This is a genomic window from Psychrobacter sp. DAB_AL62B (assembly GCF_028895345.1).
GTDB lineage: Bacteria > Pseudomonadota > Gammaproteobacteria > Pseudomonadales > Moraxellaceae > Psychrobacter.
The window spans coordinates 100,077-120,858 of sequence record NZ_SAXC01000004.1; the positions used below are offsets into that span (position 1 = coordinate 100,077).

At 37.6% G+C, this 20,782-nt stretch carries 18 protein-coding genes; all 18 read right to left on the reverse strand.

Features of this window, described 5'->3' with window-relative positions; genetic code table 11:
• Positions 1–5 precede the first annotated feature (5 nt).
• On the reverse strand, positions 6–959 hold the full coding sequence (locus tag EPB74_RS07640) for a polysaccharide deacetylase family protein (protein WP_274903656.1): 954 nt from the start codon (positions 957–959) through the stop codon (positions 6–8).
• Positions 960–1,112: 153 nt separating this feature from the next.
• Positions 1,113–2,984 (reverse strand): asparagine synthase (glutamine-hydrolyzing), encoded by a 1,872-nt coding sequence (gene asnB / locus EPB74_RS07645; RefSeq protein ID WP_274903658.1) that lies wholly within the window; start codon positions 2,982–2,984, stop codon positions 1,113–1,115.
• The gene (locus tag EPB74_RS07650; RefSeq protein WP_274903660.1) at positions 2,984–4,069 is read right to left on the reverse strand and encodes a glycosyltransferase; all 1,086 of its coding nucleotides are present in this window, start codon (positions 4,067–4,069) and stop codon (positions 2,984–2,986) included. Before EPB74_RS07650 ends, asnB begins: the two co-directional genes overlap by 1 nt.
• Positions 4,070–4,213: 144 nt before the next feature.
• Positions 4,214–5,113, reverse strand: a complete 900-nt coding sequence (locus tag EPB74_RS07655) for a glycosyltransferase family 52 (protein ID WP_274903662.1) — start codon at positions 5,111–5,113, stop codon at positions 4,214–4,216.
• 183 nt (positions 5,114–5,296) lie between these two features.
• Entirely contained in the window at positions 5,297–6,358 is a 1,062-nt protein-coding gene (pseI, locus tag EPB74_RS07660; protein ID WP_274903664.1) for a pseudaminic acid synthase, read from the reverse strand.
• On the reverse strand, positions 6,348–6,995 hold the full coding sequence (locus EPB74_RS07665) for a formyltransferase family protein (RefSeq protein WP_274903665.1): 648 nt from the start codon (positions 6,993–6,995) through the stop codon (positions 6,348–6,350). The genes pseI and EPB74_RS07665 overlap by 11 nt, the downstream gene beginning before the upstream one ends.
• 16 nt (positions 6,996–7,011) lie before the next feature.
• The gene (pseG, locus tag EPB74_RS07670) at positions 7,012–8,115 is read right to left on the reverse strand and encodes a UDP-2,4-diacetamido-2,4,6-trideoxy-beta-L-altropyranose hydrolase (protein ID WP_274903667.1); all 1,104 of its coding nucleotides are present in this window, start codon (positions 8,113–8,115) and stop codon (positions 7,012–7,014) included.
• Positions 8,112–8,816 (reverse strand): acylneuraminate cytidylyltransferase family protein, encoded by a 705-nt coding sequence (locus EPB74_RS07675; protein ID WP_274903668.1) that lies wholly within the window; start codon positions 8,814–8,816, stop codon positions 8,112–8,114. The genes pseG and EPB74_RS07675 overlap by 4 nt, the downstream gene beginning before the upstream one ends.
• A complete protein-coding gene (locus EPB74_RS07680; RefSeq protein ID WP_274903669.1) occupies positions 8,810–9,565 on the reverse strand; it encodes an SDR family oxidoreductase in 756 nt (251 codons plus the stop codon). The genes EPB74_RS07675 and EPB74_RS07680 overlap by 7 nt, the downstream gene beginning before the upstream one ends.
• Positions 9,562–10,461, reverse strand: coding sequence for a Gfo/Idh/MocA family oxidoreductase (locus tag EPB74_RS07685; protein ID WP_274903670.1), 900 nt, complete (start codon positions 10,459–10,461; stop codon positions 9,562–9,564). Before EPB74_RS07685 ends, EPB74_RS07680 begins: the two co-directional genes overlap by 4 nt.
• On the reverse strand, positions 10,458–11,342 hold the full coding sequence (locus tag EPB74_RS07690; protein WP_274903671.1) for an aldo/keto reductase: 885 nt from the start codon (positions 11,340–11,342) through the stop codon (positions 10,458–10,460). Before EPB74_RS07690 ends, EPB74_RS07685 begins: the two co-directional genes overlap by 4 nt.
• Positions 11,339–12,505: a UDP-4-amino-4,6-dideoxy-N-acetyl-beta-L-altrosamine transaminase gene (pseC, locus tag EPB74_RS07695; protein WP_274903672.1), complete on the reverse strand. Its 1,167-nt coding sequence runs from the start codon at positions 12,503–12,505 to the stop codon at positions 11,339–11,341. Before pseC ends, EPB74_RS07690 begins: the two co-directional genes overlap by 4 nt.
• Positions 12,506–13,504 carry a UDP-N-acetylglucosamine 4,6-dehydratase (inverting) gene (gene pseB / locus EPB74_RS07700; RefSeq protein WP_274903673.1) on the reverse strand — a complete coding sequence of 333 codons (999 nt, stop codon included), beginning with the start codon at positions 13,502–13,504 and terminating at the stop codon, positions 12,506–12,508.
• A 355-nt stretch (positions 13,505–13,859) separates the two neighbouring features.
• Positions 13,860–15,197: a DUF4910 domain-containing protein gene (locus EPB74_RS07705; RefSeq protein WP_274903674.1), complete on the reverse strand. Its 1,338-nt coding sequence runs from the start codon at positions 15,195–15,197 to the stop codon at positions 13,860–13,862.
• A 337-nt stretch (positions 15,198–15,534) separates the two neighbouring features.
• A complete protein-coding gene (locus EPB74_RS07710; protein WP_274903675.1) occupies positions 15,535–16,557 on the reverse strand; it encodes a glycosyltransferase family 2 protein in 1,023 nt (340 codons plus the stop codon).
• Between the two features lie 22 nt (positions 16,558–16,579).
• Entirely contained in the window at positions 16,580–18,379 is a 1,800-nt protein-coding gene (locus EPB74_RS07715; RefSeq protein WP_274903676.1) for an ABC transporter ATP-binding protein, read from the reverse strand.
• Between the two features lie 11 nt (positions 18,380–18,390).
• Entirely contained in the window at positions 18,391–19,428 is a 1,038-nt protein-coding gene (locus tag EPB74_RS07720) for an NAD-dependent epimerase/dehydratase family protein (protein WP_274903678.1), read from the reverse strand.
• Positions 19,429–19,457: 29 nt separating this feature from the next.
• Positions 19,458–20,735, reverse strand: a complete 1,278-nt coding sequence (gene tviB / locus EPB74_RS07725) for a Vi polysaccharide biosynthesis UDP-N-acetylglucosamine C-6 dehydrogenase TviB (RefSeq protein WP_274903680.1) — start codon at positions 20,733–20,735, stop codon at positions 19,458–19,460.
• Positions 20,736–20,782 lie beyond the last annotated feature (47 nt).

The following is a 20,782-nucleotide window of genomic DNA, read 5'->3' on the forward strand; positions in this document are numbered from 1 at the left end:
AATTTTCATATCAACAGAGCCCTTCTACCAAATGATTTATATTTCGCCTCATTCATACTACTTACATCAAATGTAAACCTATGGAAAATACCGCTAGTAGCATTGCTATACTTATTACCTACCAATAAAACATTTTGGAAACCGTATTTTTTAGCAAGAACTATCTGCTCAGCTAAGGCACTACCATTTGGAAAACAATAAATATTACAATCAAGAAACAGGCTTTCTAAAAAATACTCCTTACATTTTTTTAAATCAGTTAAAAAATACTCCTCACTCTGATTTTCCATTGATAAATGCTCAAAGGAGTGAGCACCAATTTCATGTATCGAAGATAACTGCATGACATCTTTTTTAGTCATTACTGAAGCACAAAGAAATTCTGGATAGTTTAATAAAAATTCCAGTAACTCAGCTCTGCAAGATATAAATTCAACTTCAGGAAGATACTTAATAATAAAAGATGCTTTTGTACCTAATTTATATCGGTCAATGATAGTAGCATCTATTTCTAAAGGTATTTTTTTTAGAAGTTCAGTAGGTGCCTTTCCAATAAAGTCCTGCAGCAAAACATTTATAGGTGGTAAACCCGTTTCTATGCAGTAAGGAATTACATTTTGATTGACTCGAACATTATATTTTTCTAATATAGGTACTGCATAATCTATAAAATCCTTGTAACCATCATCAAATGATAATATTAACTTAGGCTTGTTTGTTTTTATTTCTTCAAAATCACTAAATAAACAAATATGGAATTCTTTTGTTAAATAACTTATTACTTTATCAAAAAATATCGGGGATATTGCCTTATACGCACTACCCGTATCAGGTGACACTCTATGCAAGTTAAGAACGGTTATTATATTATTTTTAACCAATATCTCTTTCCTAGACTCTAATCTAGTCCGTTTTGCCAATATAGAAAATATAATTTTTTTAAATAATTCATTTCCCATAAACCTACCCTCTTTTATTTTTTATAAAAAATCTATAATTGTTGCGTATAATTTTAAAAAACTGGTTATTAAAATCAGATTAGGTCATATAATAATTATACGAAAATAAAATATCTATACCTATATCTTAATAGTTATTACTTAATACAAAAGCTATCTACTACATTTATTAGAATCTATATTTTCTGAGAACCACATTTGAAACATTAATAAAACCCAAACTTTGTTATCATCGTTTTTTTCTGCATAAAATAATTCTAATAGCTTGGATACATAATTATAATTAAAAATATTATATTCTTTGATCAAATCTTCACTTAAGTATTGATCTAAAAGATACTTAAGATCTTCACGGAGCCAGTAATTTATTGGTATACCAAAACCTTGTTTCTTCCTAAGAAACAAGTCCTTAGGAATATAACGACCTAGAATATTTTTTAATATTTCTTTGTCTTTTTTATACGAAATTGGTAAACTCGCAGCAAACTCAATTATTTTATTATCAAGCAAAGGTTCTCGCCCTTCCAAAGAAGCACTCATTGTTGATCTATCAATTTTAACCATTAAATCATCAGGTAAATAACCTTTAAAGTCTGAAATCATCATTTTTTCTAAATTCGATGTAGTAGCAGGTGTATCTTTGGAAAAATAATAATCTGCTTGTATTAAATTTTTAATCTCATCCTTTGAAAAAACAGAATTTGTAACTTTAAAGCTATTGACAATATCATCATGGTCTAGCATATTTTTAAACTTTATAAACTTTTTATATAATTTTTTATTAACTTTATTTTGCATAAAAGTAGGGACAGGAAGTACATTAGATAACTTTTTTAATTTTTTTCTAAATGGAACTTTAGATAGAAGCTGAAACCTTTTTTCCATCAGTGCATAGCTTGGGTACCCACAAAATAATTCGTCACCACCATCGCCAGAGAGCACAACCGATACCTGTTTTTTTGCAAGCTCAGAAACCAAGACAGTTGGTATAGCTGAACTATCTGCAAATGGCTCATCAAATATCTTTGATAACTTTTTTATAGTTGCTAAGACATCTTCTTTTTTGCAAATAAGTTCAGTATGATTTGTACCTAGATATTCTGCAATATCTTTAGCATAGTTAGATTCATCGAATCTTTTATCTTCAAACCCAATAGTAAAAGTATTTATAGGTATCTTGCTATTTTTTTGGACAATAGCTGCTACTAAAGAGCTATCTATTCCACCACTAAGAAAAACACCTACAGGAACATCTGCTATCATTCGTAAGTTGAAGGCTTCTGTTATAATAGATTCTAGCTCATCTACAACATTATCTGTCGCAACCTGATTCTCATAAAAATCATTAATATTCCAGTAGCACTCTTTTACCAAATTTTTTGAGGCAATATCATATTTTAAATAATGTCCAGGAAGAAGCTTTTGGACATTTTTAAATATGGTTTTTGGAGCGTGAATATAACCAAACTGCAAATAAGAAGATACAGCTTCGAAATCTATATCTTTATTGAAATCAGGATAATTCAGAAGAGGCTTTAATTCACTTGAAAATATTAATGCATCATCTGTTAAAGAATAATATAGAGGTTTTACACCTGCACGATCGCGGAAGATTTTAATCTCTTGTTGTTTGGCATTGTAAATTGCAAATGCAAACATACCTCTAAACTTATCTACGCAATGTGTTCCCCATAAATGATATGATTTTAAAATTACTTCCGTGTCAGTATTGGAGTCAAATGAGTAACCATTTAATATTAGTTCCTGTCGTATATCCTTGAAATTGTAAACCTCTCCGTTGTATATAATAGCTAGGTGTTCGTAGAGCATAGGCTGATGACCATTAGAACTGATGTCTATTATTGAAAGCCTTCTATGACCTAGAAATATAGAGCATGAATCTAAAGAAAAAACCTCTAAACCCTCATCATCTGGGCCACGGTGTTTCAAGCTATCTAACATCTCCTTAAATAAGCTCGTATTTATATTCTTTTTATAATCAACAACTCCTAATAATCCACACATTATTTAAAAGCCTCGATATATTGTTTCGCAATTTTATCCACTGAAAAATCAGCCGCACGACTCTTTAAAGCATTTTCATCATGTTTATCATTAATAGATTTACACATAGCTTGAGCTAAAGCGCTAACATCACCAACTGGTACTAATATTCCATATTTTCCATTTTCAAGAATTTCTTTTGGTCCTGACTGACAGTCGGTAGAAACAACTGGGGTACCAACACTCATTGCTTCAATCAATACGTTACCAAAGCCTTCGCAGTTAGATGAAAGAACTAATAAGTCAGATGAGGCCAACCATGCAGAAGGTTTTCTACTAAAGCCTGCAAAGCTAACTCGATCAGCTATCTCTAACTTTATGGCTAAAGCTTTTAAATCAGTTAATAAATCTCCTTGTCCCAATATCGTTAGATAAGCATCTTCTTTTTTAAGAAGAAGGGAAAATGCTTCTAGCAGCGATGGATAATCTTTTTCTTTTTTTAAAGCACCAACAGCGATTATTTTTTTACCACTATGACTTTTCCAATTTCTATAGCCCTCCTCTTCTGTACAAAGATCTGTATTAATTTCTACAGGATTAGATATAACTGTAATACTTCTACGTTTTAGCCCACCTAGTCCACACAAATCGTCAGCTACACCATCAGATACTGCAACTATCGCATTAGCAAAAGGATAAACTAAGCTTAAACTATATTTAAAAAACCAGCGCATTGATCTTTTTTGCATCAAAGGAGCTTGAGAAAATGTTGTATGATCTGAGACTACAACAGAGCCAGATAGTTTCGCTGATTTAAATGCTACAACTGCCAATAACGTCAAAGGCCACATTGATACTAATACTACATCTGGCTTTTCACTTTTAAAATATTTTAATAAGGGCTTAAACACATAACGTATGCGATCTGCTTTCAAGTCTACAACTCGAATTTGGCTGTTTAACTCTGATAAGAATTCTCCCTGTGCCTTGCTTAGAACCATATCAACATTAAAACCCTGTTGTATAAATTCATTAGCTAGTAAAAGAGCTACCTTTTCTGCACCGCCACACCGAAGGTCTGGTAAAAAAAACGCAATTTTTTTCATTATTATTTAGCCTTTTTTAAGCAGATTATTGTCTAAAAATCTTGTTATATACTTTTCTTTGTACTCATAGAAACACTTTCTATAACTCGTATAATTTCACATATTAAAACAGCCTATCAAAAACCACCTATTTAATACTATTAATCAAACTTCAGAAAGCAAATCAATAAACCTAATATGCTCATTGCTTTGTAAGGAATAAGAGACTGTTGTATCAATATGGTATACTATTAATTCATTATTATTAGTACTTTGTATATACTTTAGTACTGCTTCCGCAGGACTATGCAATTTAACTACTTTAGAATGCTCTAACCAATTCTCTTCACGCGGATGCATTATATACAACCCTATATCATCAATGATTTTCATTATATTTTTTTTAAGCTTTACTTGCTGTTTAATACTGAAATCCTGAAACGCGGTTCCTAATAAAATAGCATCCGTGCGCGCTGGCAATTTATCTAAGTCTCTATTGTCTAAAAGTTCACTCCAATCCCAATCAAGATTGACTACTCTATCTTTTTCTACAATATTATCTAAATCAGGGAAAACGGTATAATGACGCTTGGTTCTATCTCTTAAATACTTAGCTCCTCCACTAGGGAAAACAATTTTAGAAATAAATCCTCTAATTCCTTTCCTAGTAAGAGCTGTCTCATTAAAATACGCTGAAGACTTAATCAAATTATATGAACCATCGTCGAATGTATTAATCTCTAAACTAGGAAAAAATCTATTTGAAAGCGCGAAAGGATAGCTATCAATTACCGCTAAAAAAACTTTACCGTTAGTTATAAATGCCATTAACTGTGTCAAAAAAAACTTTATAAAATTGACCGAAACTTTACTACTGCAAAATACATTTATAGTAAAAAAGGCATTCTCCCTGATTCTTTTGTAAGTAGTATAATATTCAGAGTCATCTTCATATTTATTATCAAGATAACAAAATACTAAGATATATTTACTTATATTTTCTACATTTATTATTTTTTCAACAATTAAAGACTGTAGTCTAGTTCTTACGATAAACACATCCATCTTATACACTCCAAAATATTTAATCGTTCGACCGTCTTAAATATAAATATCTTATTACAACCTATTAAAATGTTAATTATTAGTTATTTTTTCGAACGTCATGAAAATTATTTCAAATTCAAAAAAATATGAATATATATACTCATAAACCATATAAAGAAACATTAATTATTTTCATGGTCTTTATTCAAAAAACCCTTCTACAGTATCGCTAGTAATAGCAGTGTTGGCATTAACGTTTCGTATTACCTTTTTACCTATAATATTAGCTAGATATTTTGGCGCTAAGCCAAACCCAGGGCGCACACTGCGTACAGCCTCTCCAGTGATAGTATCGCCTTCCTCCATATCTTGTATAAAATACAATGAGCGCCGAAATTTGACGTTGGTTTTTTCACTGGCTTTTCGACTATAATCCACCTGTCCTAACGCTTGCCAAGCGGTCTTGGTATCACGACATAAGGCAGCTAAATCTGCAGGCTCTAGCGAAAAGCTATCATCAGGTCCGCCACCATTACGATCAAGGGTAAAGTGCTTCTCTATAATAGAGGCTCCAAGGGCAACACTAGTGACCGCTGTAGTGTTATCAAGAGTATGATCTGACAAACCTGTTACTAGCCCAAAGCGCTCTATCATATCTGGAATAGTACGCAGGTTGTAATCGGCAGCTGGCGCAGGGTAACCACTGACACAGTGCAAAATAGCAAGCTCTCTACATCCACCTACACGTGCAGCATCTATAGCTTCTTCTATCTCTTCGGCACTGGCCATACCGGTAGATATAATCATTGGCTTGCCAGTGCTAGCAACGTACTTAATCAATGCTAAGTCAACTGCTTCAAAAGAAGCTATTTTGTATGCAGGGGCCCCTAAATCCTCTAGTAGATCTACGGCAGTGCTGTCAAAAGGAGAGCTGAATATCGTAATACCTAGTTGACGAGCATAATCGAACAGCGGCTTATGCCAGTCCCAAGGTGTATGAGCCCACTCGTACAAATCATATAAAGTACGTCCAGCCCATAAACCATCTGAAATTTGAAAATCCGGCAAGTCTGACTTTAAAGTAATCGTATCAGGCCTGTACGTTTGCATTTTAATGGCGTCAGCACCGGCGCGTTTGGCCTCTTCTATAATACGCAGAGCTACATCAAGTTGGCCGTTATGGTTTGCCGACATCTCAGCAATGATATAAGGGGCTCGATTACGACCTATGATGCGACCATCAATATGAATATTATTTGTCATTTTCCTTCTCCAAAATAATCTTATATTTCTCTCCATGCATCTCTATATAAGCAGGAAATCGATCAGGATCGCTGACTCGAATTTTATCAAACTGACTCTCAATACTTTTAGAGGGATCAATTACACTATCATCTGGTGTCCGCCTTGAATAATACGTCGGTTTTATATTTGGGTCTTGTGGCTTAGGTGAAACACTCTTGAAGTTGCTAATAGCAAAATCAATTAACTCCAACTCTTTTTTAAATATTTGGTGATTAATTTCATCCCATAGCGCATGTTTGGGCACTTGAAAATTTAATTTTTTCCATATTTTGCCGCTATCGACTTTATTACTAGCTTCTAACAGTGTTAAAGTCAGTTCCTCTTTTCCTTCTAAAATGCTCCATATATGAGGGCTCCAACCCCTACCTTTAGGTAAGTCACTGGCATGCAGTACTAGGCAGCTAATATAAGCCATACGATCTTGATTATTTATAATCTCTGTACAAGAAACTAAAAATAATACATCTCCTCCAGACAGATCCTTTTTCTGACGCACTAGCTCTATCTCATGTTTGCTATCGTTTTTTTTTATCCATGCATATAGATAGTCGTTGACAGGGTGTCTAGGATTACTACATAAGAAGCTGATTTTCATAGCATTTCCTTTAGAGCTATTGGAGTAAAATCTTAGATAGCCGTGTTGCTCCTAGCCCATCAGTAACTGCGCTAGCAGCCTTGCTCATCCCTCTCATCTTAGGTGCGACTGACTCTAATGGCTCAGCCTCCAACATAGCTATATCGAATGTCAGTGCCGCCCCCACACCTTCTAATACGTTAGCAATAACCTGTTGGTTATCCGCTAAAACCAGCATGATAGTTGGCAGTCCCAAGCAGCACCTCTCCCATGAGGTCGACCCTGCGGCGCCGATAGCCAAATCACTATTGGCCATTAGCTCAGCCATATTATCTACCCCTACCTTTACTACCGTACGCCACCGCATTATCGCGGCTTGTTGTTCTACTGCCTCAATCCATGGTGATGTCGAACCCATAACGATGGTAATTGAACAGTGATCAGGTAGAGATTTAGTTTGCAGTACTTTCAGGATTTTGGTTGTAATATTACCCTTATCAACTCCACCTAAATTAATCAAAATACTTGCCAATTTATTATGCTGACGCTGCTCTAAGCTGTAGCTTCGCCACTCTGCAAATTCAGGCCTGAGTAACGCATATATAGATCCGCATAGTAATTCACAATCTTCATTAACATAGGCAGCATAGTCTTGCAGATCACGACCAAAGTTTTGATCAAGTAAGACGTCGCAACTATGCTTCCGATCTGCCAGATCATCGATCACCATTAGCTTTTTGCAATAAGGTTGCAGTCTTTTTTCCCAATTCTCATCTAAGGCATAGTGATCAACAATCAACCAATCAGGTTGTAACGCTTTTACTATCGATCGGCTTAGCTCAGCATCTCTACATTGTGTACTAGCCAGCCAATCAGCGTGAGCAAGTGCAGTCTTATTGTTTGTTTCAATATACAAGTCATTTTCTAAAGGAAGTGGATACACTTTATGTCCATGCTTCTGAATTTCCTTAATCAAATTCCCGTGGTGTCTACGGCATATAAAAACACATTCAGCTCCTTGTTGAGCCATTTCATTAGCTAAAGTCAAACAACGCATGACATGACCGGTTCCTATTTGAATAGAAGCGTCACAACGAAACACAATTTTGCAGCTTGGTTCTTTTATAGTGAGTGGTTTCATGGTGAGCACTTACTGGCTACGACTAATGCATTGGCAATTTCTAAATCCTCATAGTCGTCTATGTCCATGGCGCTTTTTAATGATATTGGCTCAAATGTGTAATCTGGTGAATAGAACGTCTGGTGAGCCAACAGCGCTTTCACTGTAGATATCCAAATAGCTCCCGTTGGACAATAAAGCTTAGGCAAGTCTTGCGAGCGCTGAGTCAACGTTTCAGAAAAAACTTGAGTGGGTCTACCCTCATCATTAATCGTTGCCGCCCACCACGGGTTCATCCATCCATATTCAAAGCAGCTAATTTGAGCCGTGCGCTTCTTTGCTTCAAATGTAGAAACTAGCGACTGGATATCCGCACTAGTTCGTAATGGACAATTAGCCATCAATTGGACCACCACGTTGTAATCTTCTTGCCAATACTCCATAGCCTGCTGTAAAGCAAATGTTGTAGCCTCGCTTACGGTAGAATAATCATCAGCAAAGCTTTTGCGTAGAAAAGGCACTTCCGCACCAAATTTTTTTGATATTTCTAATATCGCTGAATCATCAGTAGAGACCAAGATGCGATCAAACAACTTTGATTCTTTAGCAGCTTTGATCGTCCATGCAATCATCGGCTGACCATTAAAATCGGTTATGTTTTTTTTCGGGATTCGCTTCGAACCGCCGCGAGCAGGAATAATGGCAATTCTACGTTTCACCATAATGTCCACCCGCCATCAGCCTGAATGGTTTGACCATTGATGGCTTTACAGTTTTCTGAAACTAGAAAATCTAGAGGTCCTATGAGCTCAGACTCAGATAACATACGACCACTTGGCGCAAGCTGTGCGTATCTGTCTTCAAAGCTATCATCAACACGCCCGCTGACACCGCCATAGGCAATACAATTAACCCTTATGTCAAATTCGGCAAAGCGTACCGCCAACTCCTTTGTTAGATGTATCAATGCTGCTTTAGCAACCCCGTATTGAATAGGCGACTGTCTTGGATAATCTTCGTATAAAGCTGGATTGGCAGCGACGATACCGTATTGAGAGCCTATATTAGTAATGGTGCTTAGCTCGTTTGGCTGAATATTGAACAGCCGCATTGATAGCTCATAGGGTACGACGACATCCATCAAATACTCAGCTAAAAAGTCTTCACGGCTGGTCTGACCTAATGAGTCTGTCTGCAAAAATAACAAGCTACGCGCATTGTTTACCAAGTGATTCACGGTATAGCCGGTATCTTGAATGTGCTTAACGATCTCTTGTACCGCTTGCGGTTGAGTAAAATCCACTATTAGCGGCATCAAACAACAGTCGCCAGCTATCTCTTCCATTAAACTATTGGCATTGTCTTGACAGGTCGTCGTAAATAATACCCGCCAGCCTTTATTGGCAAAATGCTTAACAAACTGCCTGCCAAACTTACCTGTACCACCAGTAATCAAGATCGTCTCTGTCATTGGCAACCTCTTTCAAGCAGTTGCACCACTGTTGTATTAAATGCTCTATCTGACATTACCTTCTTGTCTGAGATGCCTTGTATAAAAGCTTGCAAAGCTGCTTTAAAAGCTGAGAATGAATCTGTAAATGTAAAGTCCTTCCAACCACTCGTACCAAATACTCTAATCGAGATTGAGGTTTGCACATCACCAAGCGCAAAAAAGTTAGTCTGTATGCCACTGCTCCAACAAACCTTTAGGCTACCTGAGCTGTCATGTCTATTAGTAGCAGGAGCAGTCATTTCGACTGGCTCATCACCCTCAGAGAGCATGTTTAGCACAGGCTCAATAATATGAATAGCATATTTAGACCATGATTTTGGGGTAAACGCGGTGATCTGTTTGATAGCTCCCAGACTTTGCTTATCCGCCGTAGTCAGGGCTAACTGCTTGCTATATCTGAGCGCTGAACAGGTAAAAATCTGACCTGAATATTGTTCTAATGCATATAACCTATCTAAATCATTAATTGATAGTGCAATGGGTTTGTCTATATAAATAGGGATGCCTTGACGTAAGAATGGTTCGGCATACTGCAAATGATTATAGGCATCATCACGCGCCAACAGAACGGCATCTACTTGCCCAATCATATCTGTGTAACAAGTCACAACGTGCTCGATTTTTGCGGCTTTGGCAATGTGCCGAGAAAGTGCTATATCTTGCGTCCAAATAGCAGTAACTCTTGCCTCTTTGATTTGACTCGCAGGCCATTGTTGCTGCTCTAAATAACGTGGTATGACAGGATAGCCACATTTTTCCATTTCCACCGAATCATAACCATTAAAGATAGCGCTCCATGAATAAGGATGCCCATTACCTTCAGATGAGCCGATTACTCCCAATTTTAATGTCATAGCTGCCACCTCGACGGATTAATCAAACCTTCATCTACTGATTGCAAGAAGTCAGGAATGTCAGTGATAGGAGTATCAATTGCAGCAATTATTTGTTTCAGCTGCCAAATATCATCTACTCCGACTATGATTTTATCGATATCACTATGTTGGTTAAGATAGCTTAAGCAGGCCTGCAAAGGAGAGAGGCTTTGTTGATTTAACCACTGATGGTACTGTTTAATTAATGGCACCCATGGAGTAAAGTATACTGGGGTTTTTTCGCTTGGCATCAATAAAAGACCTTGTAAGAAAGCCGACCTAACATGAATGGCTACGCCTGCTTTTTTTAGCTGTTTAAGCATTCCTGTATTCTCCATACGCCGATCTAATATATTCATAGGTGCTTGAATTACATCAAAATCGAATCTTTTGATTAGCTCGGATAATTCATCAGGACCATAAACAGAAACCCCAATTTGTTCCACCATGCCCTGCTCTTTGAGTTTTAATATCGACTTATATATTTTCTCTCCGTTTGTCTCTAGCAGCTGGGCTGGCCTATGTAATAACAAGTCGTTCAATTTGTCAGTTTTTAAACGCTTTAATGAAGACATTGTTTGTTCTAGCACCCATTCTTCTACGTTTAGACAATTGGATGGCACTGCCGGTAACTTACTTACTATTTCGAATTTCGCAAGGTTGTGCAGACCTAAGACTTGTTCACTGTCACCATAATCAATAGCTGTATCGAGCATCGTTATGTTAAATGCGCTGGCTATTTTAAGTAATTGCTCAACCATGTCGCCTGGTACTTTATCTGCCATATTGGCTAGACCATATTTCAGTCCGAATTGAGCGGTTCCTAAAGCCAACTTCTGACCCTGCCCCATGATATTCATGACCTTATGCATAATAAGGTTTGTAATGTCGCGCAGACGGTATTTTGCTGCTCATCAGTCATTGCTGGAAACATAGGAATACTGATTGCTTCTTTATAATACTTTTCCGCTTCAGGGAATTGACCAGACTCAAACCCCTGCTTTTGATAATAGGGCTGCATATGTACAGGGATATAATGCAGATTAACTAGAATCCCTGCAGCGCGCAGCGCGTTAAATGCGTCAAGATGGGTGGTGTTAATTTGTTCTAATTGCAGACGAATGACGTATAAATGCCTAGCTGAATAACTGTCGGGGTGTTGCCAGGGCAAGGTAATTGGTAGGTTTTGAAGTAGCTCGTCATAGCGAGACGCTAGCTCATGACGCTTAATAACAAACTCTTCTAACCGCTGCATTTGTGATAGCCCAAGAGCGGCTTGCAACTCTGTCATTCGATAGTTAAAGCCCAATGCAATTTGCTGATAATACCAAGGACCATCCATAATCTGCGTCATCAGCCCATCATCACGAGTAATACCATGACTGCGCAGTAGCAACATTTTTTCTGCTAGATCTGCCCTATTGGTCACGGCAGCGCCACCTTCAGCACTGGTGACTATCTTGACCGGATGAAAACTAAATATAGTGATGTCGCTATAGCGGCTATTACCGATGGGTACATCTTGATATTTACCACCGATAGCATGTGAGGCATCTTCAATAATCTTAAAACCATACTTTTTAGCCAACTCATGGATCGCTTGCATATCACACGACTGACCACTGAAATGCACAGGGATCACTATTTTGGGTAGCTTTCCTACCTTTTCCGCTGCAATAAGCTTTTTCTCTAATTGTTTCGCGCAAAGATTATAAGTGCGAGGATCGATATCAACAAAATCAACTTTGGCACCGCAATACAGAGCACAATTTGCTGAAGCGACAAAAGTATTTGGTGTTGTCCAAAGCCAATCGTCTTTGCCTAACCCTAAAGCCAAACAAGCGATATGTAATGCCGATGTGGCACTATTAACAGCAACAGCATACTTGGCATCACACGCATCTATAATGGCCTGTTCAAATGCAGGAACTTGAGGGCCCTGGGTCAAAAAATCTGATTTAAGGACCTCAACAACAGCATTAATATCTTGCTGATTGATGTCTTGGCGGCTATAGGGAATCATTTAGACGCTCCCTATTTTTTCGCAGTTTATCTCCAGCCAATCTTGTAGATCGTCGTCAGACATCCACTCTGAATTGCTGTCACTGGCATAAACAAAACCTTGAGGTACTTTCTTGCCACTTTTGATTCGTTTTGGACATGCTGCCCAGTTATTTATCATCGGCAAAATTTTGAAATGCTCAGGATACTCATAGGTATAACAAGCGTCTTCGCTACTGATCATTTGTTCATGCAGCTTCTCACCTGGACGAATACCTATAATTTCCTGCTTGGCTTCTGGGGCAAGCACTCTGGCTAGATCTGTCATCTTAATAGAAGGTATTTTTTTGACGTAAATCTCGCCACCAATCATATCCTCGAATGCATGCCAAACTAACTTAACGCCATCTTCTAATGAAATCATAAAACGGGTCATACGCTCGTCTGTAATCGGTAGCACACCTTTATCTTTAATAGACATGAAAAAAGGAATCACTGAGCCACGAGAACCCATGACATTACCATAACGTACAACTGAAAACTTAGTGCCATGCTCTCCAGAATAAGCGTTACCAGCTACGAACAATTTATCGGAAGCAAGTTTAGTAGCACCATAAAGATTGATCGGGCTACTGGCTTTATCAGTAGATAGCGCAACCACACCTTTAACCCCTTTATCAATACAGGCATCAATTAAGTTCATTGCACCATTGATATTGGTTTTTACGCATTCAAAGGGATTGTATTCAGCGGTAGGCACAATTTTAGTAGCAGCAGCATGGACAACATAATCAACTCCGTCTAATGCACGATATAAGCGCTCTTTATCACGGACATTGCCGATGAAGAAGCGCACTCTATCATCACCGACGAATTTTTTCGCCATATCCCACTGCTTCATCTCATCACGTGAAAAGATGATAATTTTTTTAGGGTTATATTTCTCTAAGGTCATTGGTAAGAAGGTATTACCAAATGAACCTGTACCGCCAGTGATGAGAATAGTGCTATCAGTCAACATGTAAAATCCCTCTACCAGTTGCAAGGCTACCAAATATTGTTCGATCATTTATTCTGTAATAAACTTAACAAAACTATAACACACATTAATATGTAAAATAAAGAATATATATATTTATTAATATTGATATTTGAATGTATAACTAGCAACAATGAATTAAACGTAAAATAAATAATAAAAATTAGTCATCAAAAAAAGAGCTTTGGCCTAAACATATGATTATTCATATATTTAAGCCAAAGCTCTTTATTGGTTAGAAGAAATTACAGTTACCTACAGTCAAAATAATTTAGAAAAAATATAGGTTATAGTGTCCGATGTGGAAAAGTAAGCAGATTAGTAATTAAGATAAAGGTCAAATTAGCAATTTTGAATAGCCATAACTATCATCATGATCTGAAACCAAGTCAACACTTATAAGTAAATCTTCAGCTTTCAGCTTATTTATAGTATCTTGCAACGCCCATAATGGGGCATTTATTTTTTCTGCTATTTCTATATTTGTACTTACTCCATCACAGTAAGCCAGAAAATTCATCATATTTTTGACAACTAAGCTACTGTCTTTGGTACCGATTGTGGGATGTAAACCTCTCTTGCCAAGCTGTGGTTCACATAAAAAGTTTGTTGCAAGTATTTCATTAGCCTCAAGACATTCAATCGACTTTTTTAACACTTCATAACTACCAAGCAGACCAGTAGCAGTGACCAGCTTCAAGTCATCTAAAGAAGTGTGGTACTCTGGATAGCATCCATACTTTGTTCTCATGATCGAGCATACAGGCAGATCTATACCCTTGCTACAGTACTGTCTTTCATCACTTCCTCTGTCTAAAAAAGAATAACTGACAAACTCTGGATGAGTGTGGATTAAAACATGTTTTGCCACTTGGTCTGCTAACGTGTCACCGGTTTTGGAAGGCAAATATGAGTAAGCCCTATCATCACCTACACAGGTAATATTAAACCCAGCAATAATGTTTTGTTTCATCGCTTCATGATGACGACTGAGGTATGTGATTGAGCCAATAGTTTCAGGGATGATAATAATACGATAAGTATATTTTCTAAATGGCAAGCTTAAAAGCCACTTTGCCAAAAATACCGTTACCACTGGTCCTGATAGCTCATTGTTTGCCATTGAGGGATGACACAAATAACTTGATAAAAAGACCTCCTCCTCCGTTTCACCTGGAATGATCAACTCCCCGTAGGTTAAGCTTCCTTCCTGTAAATCACTGTCTATATATACGCTATAATTGCCGGGTTTGAGCGTGTTCCTCTCTTGTTGAGTGATACAAAAACCCCATCTTTCTTGATAGTATGAGGTTATATACGGTATAGCATTCGGTTGCTCTGGCAATGAGTAAAGATGCTTCTGCAATTCTTCAAGCGATATTTCTTGATTTACGGGTATAGAGTAGCTAACGGCATGAAGGTTAGAAACTTGAAAGTCACATATCTTTTTGCCATCAGGAGTAATAATATAAGCGTCTCTAATATTCCACTCTTTTGGGACTTCCCAATCAAAGCATTCGGTACCAGTTGCTACCTCAAACACATTCAAATCATTCAATTGCATATCATTTTTTAGTATCTTTAAGGATTCTCGAAAGCCTGCGCCAGTTATGCTACGACATATCGGAAAAAGCTTTTCACAAAGCTTATGCATTTCTATACCAATATTTTTCATTACTTAGTTCTCCTTTAGCCTAATTAAGAATATCCCTTATTTTATCCGACCTTAATACCGCTGAAATGAGACACTCACTGACAACACATAAACTCTTAATCACTAAAATTATGCTGCAAAGTACTTTTTTTGTAAAGAATATAAATCCTATATTCCGAATATATATTATCTTAATGCGTATAAGGTAACTTAATTAATTCTGTTTATAGTCTGATTTTTACCGAAGATGAAGGGTTAATACATTAGGAGTCAGAAATATAAAGATTTAGTAGACACCTACAGTCGGTTCAAAATAAAAGCGCTACGATTGTAGTAAAGTAAATAGCTTTATATATATTCATAGAACCCACTCTTTTTCTCTTATCCCTTCAAAATAAGCCGTCTGATCGCCTCTCAGTATAAAAGACATAAGCCACTGTGCACGGAAATACAGTTTATACTGATAGTCCTTTTCGCTGATAAGATCAAAAGGGTTTAAACTTATATTAAACTGCTTAGCCAATCTACGATACTCGCTCATAATTCGCCAAATAGTTATCCACCCTTTATTGGGCATGACACTAAAAAACATCTCAGCACTGTCTATCAAGTACAGCTGAACAAAACGCTGCTTTACGATATTGATTTCTATATCAGTTTTGGCAAGTACCAAACTTTCTTTCAGTCCACAAGTTGATGTGTAAAGACGATCAAGTGATTTTAGACTTATTTCACCTCTAGTAATAGAAGCGAATTCTTGATGATATAGATAACCAACGATGTCTGTTTTTAAAAAACTCGTGACGAGAAGCGGAACAGTGAATGCCAGTGGGATGTCTTCGTAATAGCAGTAATCAGGATAACGAACTTGGTTTTTAATTAAAAAATTTCGCCTAAAAGCTTTGCACATTTGAGGCATAAACCTACTCAGAAGTATATGAGGGATTTCTTGTGTATTTATATATCTACCTGCTACTACGCCTATTGTATTCATAGGAATACCATCTGAGCTTATAATATTGAAATCAATAAAATCATACTGATGGTCGCAGTTGTCTTTTATGCACGCTAATGCCTCTAGCGTTATATCATCATCAGAGTCGACGAACCAAACATATTCACCTTTTGCGAGTTTCAGCCCCGTATTCCTAGCACCACCAGGACCTTTATTTTTTTGTTTTATTACTGTTATATTGGCTTGTGGCAAGCTATCTCTAAAATCTGTAAGTAAACGATAAGTGTCGTCAGTTGAGCCGTCATCAACTAAAATAAGCTCGAGATCGAGATCGAGATCGCTCGACATTATTTCTTTTACACGTTTAAGAAGTCTCTTGCATTTATGTGCCGAATTGAAAAACGGAATAACCAAACTTAAGTACATATCAGAGCTCCCGTCAGTAACGCTAAGCGTATTTAGTCATTTCTTTAAACTTTACATTACGTACCACAAGTTCCTGATAGGTCCCATAATCAATTATTTTACCGTATTCCATAAAGTAAATAAGATCACATTTCTCTACAGTCTTTAGACGATGAGCGATCATGATAATGGTCTTTTGACCACTGAACTCATGGATAGCGTCCATGACTATCTTTTCAGTAATACCATCTAATGCACTGGTTGCTTCGTCGAATACTAAAACCTCTGCTTCATGATAGAGTGCGCGCGCAATACCGATACGTTGCCGCTGACCACCTGAGAGCTGTACACCGCGCTCACCTACTTTGGTATTGATACCTTCTGGCAGTTGCTCCACCAATTCTGTCAAACTGGCTAAATTTAACGCTTTATTAACTTGTTTTAGGCTGATGTCTTTCGCCGGAATACCAAAGGCAATATTTTCAGCGATGCTTCCTTCACTTAGAAAGATACTTTGTGGTACAAATCCCAATAGATCTTGCCAGGCTCGTTTATTATCTGCAGTGATGCGAATGTTATCGACATATATACCGCCCTGTTGCGGGGTCAGCAAACCAAGTAGTAAATCTATCAAAGTTGATTTGCCAGAGCCTGATGAGCCAACAAGACCAATCACACTATTGACAGGGATACTCATATTGACGCCGTCCACGGCCGCTCTATCCTTACCAGGATAACTAAATGCTATATCATTCAGAGCAATGTTTTGATAAAGGTTTATGGATGGAACTATCGAGGCTTCGCTGACGATCTTCTGGTTTTCAAGTGAGCGCTGTAAGTCATCTTTGACGGCCTCGAACGCAGCGACATTACCTTTAATAACAGATAGACTAGAATATATTTGTTGTAAAGCTGGCAACAACTTAAATGCCGCCAGAGCATAAACTGCTAAGATTGGTAAGACTTCTCCTAAATTACCAGAGTGTACCTTAATCAATACCAATACTAATGAAATCATCGCACCAAAGGCTATAAGCTCTATAAAATATCGTGGTACTTGGCTAATAGCTATATTGGTTCCTTGAGCACGAGCGAAGACTTTACCGCTATCATGAAACCGAGTGATAAAATCATGGCTACGGTTTAGCAGTAAGACGTCTTTAATACCGCCAAACCCCTCGTTCATGAGTCTAAAACGTTGGGTCGACACTTCAGACAGCTGTTGACCATTACTTTCTAATTTTTGTCGCACCAACCTATATAGTACAAAGTATGCTAACGAAAATATGAATAATCCCAATATCGCGATAACTGGATCATAAATCACGATACTGATGGATATAAATAGTGCTAAGACTAGCTTGGAATTCATTTGCATCAACGGTTGTATGATGTCATTACTGATGCGTGCCGCTTCAGTGGATACTTGCTTAGTAAGCTGTGCACTACTACCGCTGGCATGAAACTGCCAGCTTTGCTGCATATAGTAGGTATAGAGACGATCCGCAATCTCAGTACCGATCCGCGCGCCAAAGATTGATAATCTCCAAATTGTAAACATAGAAATGACAGTAGAAAACGTCAACATAACTAGGACTATCACACCAGTATAGAATAAAAAGTCCATAGGATTATTTAAGCCAGACAGCTGATACAATTGCGCAAAAACGCCATTAGTCTCTAGTATGCTAATATCACCAACTAAAGCCATAAAAGGGGCTATAGAAGCAATCCCTAATAGCTCTGTAAACGCCATAATAACCACTAACACTTGTAGCGTATAAAATTGCTTTAGTTGCTTATCCGTCAACAACGAGAAAAGCTGCATAATTACTTTCAACATAGATTATCCAACTACAAGTTGTTTTGTAAAAAATCAACATACCAAGGCATCGCTTTTCTGATACCTTGGACGATATCGAATTTAGAATCATATCCTAATGCGTTTTTGATTTTACTGATATCTGCTTGACTGTGACGCACATCACCTTCTCTAAAATCACGATAAATCGGCGCTTGGCTATAGTCTACGCCATTAGTATGTAAACTATCTTTTAACGCATTAAATAAGGTATTTAGCGTAGTGCGACCACCGACTGCCACGTTATATACTTGGTTTTTGAAATCGTCATTAGCGGTTGCTGCTAAAATATTAGCCTGCACAGCATTTTCAATAAAATTAAAGTCACGGCTAGTGTCACCATCTCCATTAATATAAACTTTTTCACCCTGAATCATGGCCGCCGTCCATTTAGGGATTACGGCCGCATAAGCACCGTCCGGAGTTTGACGCTTACCAAAAATATTAAAATAACGTAGACCAATAGTATGAAAATCGTAAGTACGAGCAAAGACTTCAGCATATAGCTCATTGACATATTTAGTCACTGCATAGGGTGATAAAGGCTTACCTATAGCATCTTCGACCTTTGGTAATGCTGGATGATCACCATAAGTTGAGCTACTAGCGGCATAGGTAAAGCTAGCCACTCTAGCATTACGAGCCGCGACTAGCATGTTTAAAAAACCTGAGATATTAGTGTCGTTAGTATTGATAGGGTCAGCGATAGAGCGTGGCACTGAACCTAATGCCGCTTGATGTAAGACATAATCTACGCCTATGCAAGCTGTCTCACAGTCTGCTAAATTTCGTATATCACCTTCCATGAAGTCAAATCGTTGCCATTGCTCTGCAGTTACTAATGACTGCACTTCATCCAAGTTATGTTGAAAACCAGTGGCAAAATTATCTAAACCAATGACTTTTTGATTCAACAATAACAAGCTCTCAAGTAAATTTGAACCTATGAACCCTGCAACTCCTGTAATGAGCCAGATCTTTGGTTGATTAACCAACGCTTCTGTAACTTGTTGATATACGGTTACTTTCATAGTAAATACATTCCATATTACTGTATATATTAAAGGCGTATGTCAGTTTCTTCTCTAGTAAACAGATACTTTAAATCATAGAGGACATGGTTATCTTTACCCAAAGCCCTAATTTTATCTATACCCATTTTAATAAACTGCTCATGAGCGACCGCTAAAATGACGCCGTCATACTGGTTTAATAAAGGTTTAGAAATAGGTGTGATACCGTATTCTCTATCAGCTTCGTGAGCATCAACCCAAGGATCATATACATCAACTGCTATATTATATTCCTGTAGCTCATGTACAATATCAATAACTTTAGTATTACGTACATCAGGACAGTTCTCTTTAAAACTTAGTCCTAAAACCAAAACTTTAGCACCTTCAACTTGTATGCGCTTTTTGATCATGGTTTTGACCAACTGTGTGACCACATACTCACCCATACTGTCATTCAAACGCCGACCTGCCAATATAATCTCAGGATTATGGCCGATAGCTTGCGCCTTATGAGTCAGATAATAAGGATCAACACCAATACAGTGACCACCTACTAGGCCGGGACGAAACGGTAAGAAGTTCCATTTGGTTCCCGCTGCCTTGAGCACCGCTTCGGTATCTATTCCCATCTTATTAAAGATTACCGCTAACTCATTAATCAGGGCAATATTGACATCTCTTTGGGTGTTTTCGATTACCTTGGCTGCTTCTGCGACCCTAATACTTGGCGCTTGATGCGTACCAGCGGTAATGATTAAGTTATAAACTTCATCAACAAAATCAGCGACTTCAGGGGTCGAGCCTGCCGTTACTTTTAGAATATTAGTTACGCGGTGCTCTTTGTCACCCGGATTGATACGCTCAGGACTATAGCCTGCATAGAAATCTTGATTGAGGGTTAATCCAGATACTTCCTCTAGTACTGGGACACAAACCTCTTCGGTCGCGCCAGGATAGACTGTAGACTCATAGACCACAATGTCATCTTTCTTTAGTAAAGAACCTATTGCCTTTGAGGCCGTGATTAGTGGCATTAAGTTAGGTTGCTTTGAGCTATCGATAGGTGTCGGTACGGTTACAATAAAGAAATTACAGTCTTTGAGCGTTTGGATATCTGAGCTATAGCGTAAATGTATCGCTACAGCTAGCTCTTCATCACTAACTTCCAAGGTATGGTCTGTGCCTGCTATTAGCGCAGCAATGCGGCTGGCATTAATATCAAAGCCTACCACTGAATGCTGCTTGCCAAACTCGACTGCTAATGGCAATCCCACATACCCCAAACCAATCACAGCTATTTTTAGCTCATTTATATTTATCATAGAGTTCTATTACCTAACTATATATAGTTAATTCTAAATAAAAAGAG